Raw genomic sequence first — 7,548 nt, 5'->3', positions numbered from 1 at the left:
CAATTATGAGTCGTAATCCACGTATTGACAATAGGAGGTCACTTCATATTATCTCAAACAAACGACACCTTCCTCCAATTCCATACTGTTTCAAAGAAGGCGATACAGCCAAACATATTGTCTTTTCTGTTCTAGAAGTATCTGCCACTACAAGATTAGTTTTTAATGGATCCAATTCTCTAGATACACATTCGCAAGAAGCATAGAAAGACTTTAAATCGATAGCCAAATAAATTTTTGACTTCATGAACGCGTAATCTTTTTAAGAAGACCATTTAATTCATCCAAACCAGAAGTCACTTCATTCAATTGACCTCTTAACGTAGGAATCATCTGTTTCAACTCTTCTTTTACGGCTTTTTTTGCTTTTTTCTTCTGATATTTCTTTACCTTTTGAATTATTTTCATCTAAAACTCCAATCGCATTTGATACCAAACTACACCACCATGAACACTTGAGGATACACCCTCATTTTTAAACCCAAACTTACTATAGTAAGGCACCAATCTATCTTTACAAGTTAACACCAATCCTTTTCGGTTCTCTTGTCTAGCCAAATCAATCATTGCACACATGATCTTCGCGGCATAACCATTTTTTTGATAATCTGGTAATGTATTTAATCCAAATATCATTTGCCAGTCACCATCTTCATCATGCATCGAAGCATCACTATACATTTCATCCGTTAAATCTCTTTGGGTTGTACAAAAACCATCGATAAAACTAATCAATTGATTTTTTTCGAACAATAAAAGAAAATGGTTCGCATATACATTTAATCTTTCTTGAATCTCTTTTGAAGTCGCTGCTTCATTGGGTGGAAAACAAGTTGCTTCTACCTTAGTTAATATTTCTGCATCTCCAATCGTTCCTTTTCTAATCATGAAATCACCTCGCAGGTATTATACCAAAAAAGAAGTGATTACTCACTTCTTAATGCCTCTACAGGATCTTTTTTACTCGCAATCTTGGATGGAATCAAACCTGCAAGAATCGTTAATACTAAATCAATGAAAATCAAGAATATAGCTCCATTGACTGGTAATTTGGCAATATGCGCAACACCAGTCATATTCTCAACGACCACACTAATTGGAACATTCAATACAAGTGTAATTAATATGCCTAATACACCACTAATCAATCCAATAATAAATGTTTCTGCATTAAATACACGCGTAATATCTTTTTTACTAGCACCAATTGAGCGTAAGATACCAATCTCTTTTGTACGCTCCAATACCGAAATATACGTAATTATACCAATCATGATGCTTGATACAATCAGAGATACAGATACAAAGGCAATCAAGATATAACTAATGATATTCACAACACTTGTTACTGAACTTAACATTGTCCCGATAAAATCGTTGTATGTGATCACATTACTCTTTGTCTGTTTCTTATTATAAGAAGTAATCAAATCACTCAGCTTTTCTTTTCCATCAAAACTTGACGCATACAAAGAAATCTTTGTCGGAGTTGAATAATCTACAACGCCAAGTTTTGTCAAATTCGAATCATATGTCGCATTGATATTCTCATTATACGTATTCATATAATTCATCAATTCTTCTTGCGACATACTTGAAAGCTGCATCATCTGCTCATTTGTAAGATTTGACATACTAATCTTTTGGCCTGAGGCAAATTCAGTCTGCGTAAAAATATTGATATTTGGACTTGTCTTTTGTTCTATTACAATTTGAGCATTCTCCGTCTTAGAAGTAACATACTCTTCCATAGCCTTTGTATAATACACACCACCCATTGTTGGTTGTGAAACTGTGGATTCACTTGGCTTAATAATTCCAACCACCTTGATTTCAGGACTCTTAGAAACAACATCCTTCACATACGATTCATTTTCACTTTGGTTGATCCATAAACCATTTACCTTTTGATATAAATCGCTATTTAGAACCAATCTAAACTTCAAATTTAAGATATCATCCACACTATACAATTCTAGGTTTGTCTTTGAAATCTTATCCGTCTCTCCATTTAAAATCTTTTGATAATTCTTAACCAATTCATCCTGATCCAATAATCCTAAAGAATAAAGTGCATAATCGGTAATCTCATTATTTTCATCGACCTCTAAAACCACCTCATTATAGTTTGTTGGCCACTTACCTTCGACAAGCTGATATTCATCATCTCGAAGCTTTTTCGATTCGGGTAAAGAAAGCCATACTTGATCATTGGTCATAGCACTTGAATCCATAAATTGAGATTGCAGGGACATCATATCCGACATACCTAATTTATCCAACAAACCATTTGGCGATACTTGCACTAAGCCAGAATCTGTATTCTCATTATAAACTTGTAAATTTAAATTATAATCATACTCAATTGCCTTCGCCGTCTTTCTAAATTCTTTACCCTTACCACTTTCAATATAGGATTTAAAAGCCGATAGATTATTCTTCTTTGAACTCGATAAAGATTCTAATACATCCTCTACATAAGGACGAGGATAGATTTTAGAATCCTTATGTTCCTCTGTCTTTTTCTTCATGCCCATCATCGTTGTCATCAATGTAGACACATCACTCGAACTCGATTGAATCTCAATCGGATAACTGGCCATTGTATCATTTTCCATTTGATCAATATACGACTGCATACCATGCGACAATGACATAATCAAAGCAATTCCAATAATTCCAATGCTTCCGGCAAAAGAGGTTAAAAAAGTACGTGCTTTTTTTGTCATTAAATTATTTAAACTTAATGAGCAAGCCATTTTAAAAGACATGCCAGGTCTTTTTAACACACTCGTATCCACATTTGTTTCTGTTTCATTAAAAGGATTGGAATCCGAAACTAAAGTGCCATCCTTTAAACGAATGATTCGGCTTGAATATTCATCGGCCAATTGCGGATTGTGTGTAACCATAATGACAAGCTTATCTTTAGAGATTTCCTTTAAGATCTCCATAATCTGCACACTTGTGGCACTATCCAAAGCACCAGTTGGCTCATCTGCCAAAATAATATCCGGATTATTGACAATGGCACGGGCAATCGCAACACGCTGCATTTGTCCACCCGACATCTGGGTTGGCTTTTTATGAATTTGATCCGAAAGTCCAACCTTATTTAAAGCCTCTATAGCTCTTTTTCTTCTTTCCTCTTTATTGACTCCCGTTAGTGTTAAAGCCAATTCTACATTACTTAAAACACTCTGATGCATGATTAGATTATAGGATTGAAACACAAAACCAACCTGATGATTACGATACGTATCCCAGTCTTTATCACTATAGTCCTTTGTACTTTTTCCGTTAATAATCAAATCACCCAAAGTATAATGATCCAAACCACCAATAATATTTAGAAACGTAGTCTTGCCACATCCACTCTGTCCAAGTATTGAAACAAATTCATGTTCACGAAAAGAAAGTGATACACCTTTTAATGCATGTACAATTTCATCTCCTGAAACATAATCTTTTATAATATTTTTACATTGAAGCATAAAAAGTCCTCCATATTCTCTTAATTATAGAAAATTATCTCTTGATTTTTCAATCGACTGATTTTAACATATTGTTACGAAAGCAACAGGTGTTGATTATGAACAGAAAAATACAAATGACAAAAAAATTAATTCGAGAAGTTTTATTCGAATGCCTAAAAGAAAAAGACATCAATAAGATCACCATTTCTGGCTTATGTGAAAAGGCCGATATCAATCGTTCCACCTTTTATAAGTATTATGGAAGTCAATATGACGTCATTAAAGAAATGGAGCAAGAAGTCATTCAATTGATCAATGAACAATTAAATGATCAACCAAAAGAAACTTCTTTTATCCAATTACTCCAATTTTTAAAATCTAATAAAGAAACCATCAAAATCTTTTTTGAATGCAATGTCGACAATGAATTTCCTAAACAAGTTCTAGCACTCGATTCCATCAACAATCAGCTTGAACAAGTTTCGCAAAACGATCCATACATCAAAAACTACATTCTTTTTGGATCTTTGGCCACGATTCAACAATGGATCGATGCAGGATGTATTGAATCTTGTGAAGAAATTGCGAATATCATCAACAGTATTGTGGATAAATTAGTACGTTAATCAAGAATTCGCTTATTGTATACACGAATTGAAATCATCATAGAAATAAATTATAGAATAAAACTTGTAATCAATAAACCTACACTAAACATAATAGGATCTAATGTGTTCAATAACGATTCAATCGATTGAAAGAATTTAGGAATAAATTGATTTAAGAAAGCGAATAAGAAGGTACATCCAAACACAACCACAAACAATACAATTCTTCCTTTTTCATTACCTTCCTTTAATTGAAATGGCAAAGATAGAGCTAACAACAACAAAGCGGTTGATAAGATTATAAGTGTTTCCATAAAGCCACTTTTACTAAAACAACCTAATATTGTGACAAACACAAAACCAATTCCCGTAATAATCAAAGAAAACAAATATTTTTCTTTCACATAATCCGATTTAGAAATAGGCAAAGTAAACAAAGTCTTTAAGCCGTGATTGGCTTCATCATACGAAAAAACTATCCTAATTCAAATGTCATCGTTAAACTATAACGTGCATATAGAAACTAAGCCGTGCATTTAGCGAGGCAGAACACAAATCGTTAAAGTAAGAACGGATAATACTCACTTGAAACGGTGAAACTAAAAACAGGTAACACAGTCTAGAATTAGACTACAAAGACTCCTTCTCGTGTTTGTTTAGAGTATTCTCTGAGTAAACATAAAAAAACAAAGAAACATATAAAGTCTCTTTGTTCTATGCATTCGAGATGTAATCACAGATGTTCTTAGATACAGGTGCTTTCAATGAAGGTCTTCTCTTTTTACAACTTGGACAAACCATCCTCACAGAAACCTCCAAAACACTCCCCATAGTTAAATAGAAGGCATAAAAAAGTGGGTAAATTGATGAGGTTTACCCGTTACTAGTTTTGTCTATACATCGACAAACTGGGATTTATTAATTTAATACTTATTCCATTTGCATTTTGTCCCATCCTCATTTCTTTGAAGCATTTCAACCTCTCCACCGCCGTGAAGCAAAACTATCAACGGAATATCCAAAACATTTGAAATCACTTCCAATTCTTTTACTGTTGGTTTTTTTTCGCCTTTTTCATAAGATTGCACAGATACAATATCAGTTTTAAGAAGTTGTGCTAACTGTAGTGTAGTTAAACCTTTTCGCTCCCTATTTTCTTTGATACATTGTCCTATTTTTTTTATGTTCATAAAATACCTTCTTTAATCATATATCAACTTCAAATTCTAATTTATCTAGCTAAATAATATCATACACCTTAGTTTTTAAACATTTGCTATATTAACCAATTTAGCTAGAATTACAATTCTCTTATTGTTATCTCTTGTATCACAAGTAACCAATGTCATTAATTGATCATCTTTATTTACTGAAACACCAGTTTTATATAATCCTCTATTAATGAAATCTGATATAAAGGCATTAATCTGATTATCAAGTTATATGCAGTAACTACATAGACAAAAATTGCTACACCTGCAAATATCATAGCATCTTTCTTTGCACCATTATCATAACACTCCCTTGCATTCGTCAAAAAGGTTAATCCCATAAAAACAAACATAATTGGCAGTGTTATATCAGTAGACACTATGTTCATCAGTCCAAGAGAACCGAAAATAATCGTTAAAACACTAAATATTACTTTCTTGGTACGCATAAGTACTTCTCCTTCCAACTTCTGTTTCTTTTTAGATACACTCATTTATTCGAGATTTTTTATAACTAAGTTGTAATTGCTATCATAATGCAGTCCAAGTTCTCTACACATTCTATCGTTTACCCCATCTAAGGCTTTCTTGTATTCTGCGTACTGTGGAGATAGCACCATCAAATTAGGAATGAATATGTCGTTATATCCTTTATCTTGGAACTCTTTCTGCATTTTTCTCTGGGCAATAAATGACGGATGATATTTCATAATGCCAGTTTTCATTTTAGCGCCTTTCTTTACCATTTCTTTTAATTTTTCATATTCGCTTTCACTCATATCACGATAATAAGCTATCATCTCATCTGCAGTTCTTGTTTCCGGTGCAATCCAACCTGCTATTTTTACACCTATTCCCATAATAAAAGGAACTTTTAATGTTGTTTCATCACAATACTCTAATATGTTCCGTAAGGCTTGCTTCTGCTCCAAAGTCTTTAATCTCACATTAAGAAATGGTTTGAAGTGACTTTTTAAGTAATCTCCCCATTCTTTCCCCGGTAATAAAGACTCAATCGCATTTTCGACAGTTTGGTAATCAAGTATCTCATTTGCCTTGTCTGCATTACCATCATCTATAAATTGCTTCAACGCTTCAAGTTCTGAGTCCTGTAAAATTTTTTCCTGTAATTTTTCCTGATAAATACGTAAAAGAATACTTTTATCATCTTTTTCCAAAAGGGTTTGTATATCTTTAATACCAATCCCAAGCTTTCTATATACCGAAATTTTTTTTAAAGTTTTAACGTCTTGCATGGAGTAGTTTCGATAGCCGTTGCTATCTTTATCTACTGACAACAATCCTTTTTCTTCATAGTATTTAACTGCACGCTTTGTCATTCCGACTTCCTTAATAATTTCATTTAATAACATCGGACACACCTCCTTGTGATGATAGTATAAGGGTGTACGTTACGTACAAGTCAATATATTTTTGAAGTTTTCATTTCAATCATACAAATTCGATTTATTGATTTATTTTAACACAAAATATAAGTGGTTTGTAGAGAGGAAATATATCGTGTTTAATTTTCATACAAAAAATTTGTAACACCATCATATTACCAATAAAAACTTGTAAAACCTATATCGCTTTATAACTATTTTCATGAAACTAACAGCTTCTTTTAAGAAAAAGATTTGTTCTCACTTCATGAAACTAAGAATTACGTTTGCTTATTCGTGCTCAATAAAGCACAAAAAACAAAGAAACATTAAGTCTCTTTGTCCTTAGGCGTTCGAGATGTAATCACAGATATTCTTAGATGCAGGTGCTTTCGATGAAGGTCTTCTTTTTTTACAACTTGGACAAGCCATCTTCACGGAAACCTCCAAAACACTCCCAATAGTTAAATAGAAGGCATAAAAAAAGCGGGTAAATTGATGAGGTTTACCCGTTACTAGTTTTGTCTATACATCGACAAACTGAAATTTGACTTTCCTATTTTCTTAAAATCTCATGTGGAGCTTCTATTTCATTTGCCAAGGTATGCTCTGTTAATTCTGACATCAATTTCAATTTTTTATTAATCAATGGTCGCATACAATTAGGAACATGTTCCTGATGCGCTCTGTGGATTGCTACACATTCCTTACAGTTTCCGTGATAACGACAGGCTTTCAGGCAAGGACAGTGATCTTTGTCTTTATACTCCTTACGAAATTCTGCTGCAAATTCTTCTTGCAGTCTCAGCCCCTTGGTACTACGTCAAGAAAAAGGACTCATAAAATAGATAAATTTTAAATTCTAATG

At 33.0% G+C, this 7,548-nt stretch carries 8 protein-coding genes and 1 pseudogene; 1 reads left to right on the top strand and 8 read right to left on the bottom strand.

The features are described 5' to 3' along the window. Positions 1-46: 46 nt before the first annotated feature. From KTQ83_RS10600 to KTQ83_RS10585, 4 genes and pseudogenes are all read right to left on the bottom strand, one after another. Positions 47-247 (bottom strand): annotated as a pseudogene (locus KTQ83_RS10600) (Y-family DNA polymerase); the annotation flags it as partial. Further along, positions 244-408: a hypothetical protein gene (locus tag KTQ83_RS10595; RefSeq protein WP_217256789.1), complete on the bottom strand. Its 165-nt coding sequence runs from the start codon at positions 406-408 to the stop codon at positions 244-246. The pseudogene KTQ83_RS10600 and the gene KTQ83_RS10595, both read right to left, overlap by 4 nt. Further along, a complete protein-coding gene (locus KTQ83_RS10590; RefSeq protein ID WP_217256788.1) occupies positions 409-888 on the bottom strand; it encodes a GNAT family N-acetyltransferase in 480 nt (159 codons plus the stop codon). It abuts the gene before it with no gap. A 38-nt stretch (positions 889-926) separates the two neighbouring features. After that, positions 927-3,494, bottom strand: a complete 2,568-nt coding sequence (locus tag KTQ83_RS10585; RefSeq protein WP_217256787.1) for an ABC transporter ATP-binding protein/permease — start codon at positions 3,492-3,494, stop codon at positions 927-929. A gap of 98 nt (positions 3,495-3,592) precedes the next feature. On the opposite strand from KTQ83_RS10585, the gene KTQ83_RS10580 reads away from it, so the two are divergent. Beyond that, entirely contained in the window at positions 3,593-4,102 is a 510-nt protein-coding gene (locus KTQ83_RS10580; RefSeq protein WP_217256786.1) for a TetR/AcrR family transcriptional regulator, read from the top strand. Between the two features lie 50 nt (positions 4,103-4,152). Here KTQ83_RS10580 and KTQ83_RS10575 read toward each other — a convergent pair whose 3' ends face one another. The 4 genes from KTQ83_RS10575 to KTQ83_RS10560 all read right to left on the bottom strand — a co-directional run bounded on the left by KTQ83_RS10575 (position 4,153) and on the right by KTQ83_RS10560 (position 6,668). Beyond that, on the bottom strand, positions 4,153-4,563 hold the full coding sequence (locus KTQ83_RS10575) for an ABC-2 transporter permease (RefSeq protein WP_342367257.1): 411 nt from the start codon (positions 4,561-4,563) through the stop codon (positions 4,153-4,155). Positions 4,564-5,007: 444 nt separating this feature from the next. Further along, positions 5,008-5,274: a helix-turn-helix domain-containing protein gene (locus tag KTQ83_RS10570; protein WP_186998767.1), complete on the bottom strand. Its 267-nt coding sequence runs from the start codon at positions 5,272-5,274 to the stop codon at positions 5,008-5,010. A 176-nt stretch (positions 5,275-5,450) separates the two neighbouring features. Beyond that, a complete protein-coding gene (locus KTQ83_RS10565; RefSeq protein ID WP_186998766.1) occupies positions 5,451-5,744 on the bottom strand; it encodes a hypothetical protein in 294 nt (97 codons plus the stop codon). 45 nt (positions 5,745-5,789) lie between these two features. After that, positions 5,790-6,668 (bottom strand): MerR family transcriptional regulator, encoded by an 879-nt coding sequence (locus tag KTQ83_RS10560; RefSeq protein ID WP_217256784.1) that lies wholly within the window; start codon positions 6,666-6,668, stop codon positions 5,790-5,792. Positions 6,669-7,548: the final 880 nt, after the last annotated feature.

Source organism: Holdemanella porci (genome assembly GCF_019052655.1).
GTDB lineage: Bacteria > Bacillota_I > Bacilli_A > Erysipelotrichales > Erysipelotrichaceae > Holdemanella > Holdemanella hominis.
This window is presented reverse-complemented; position numbering and strand designations above follow the sequence as displayed.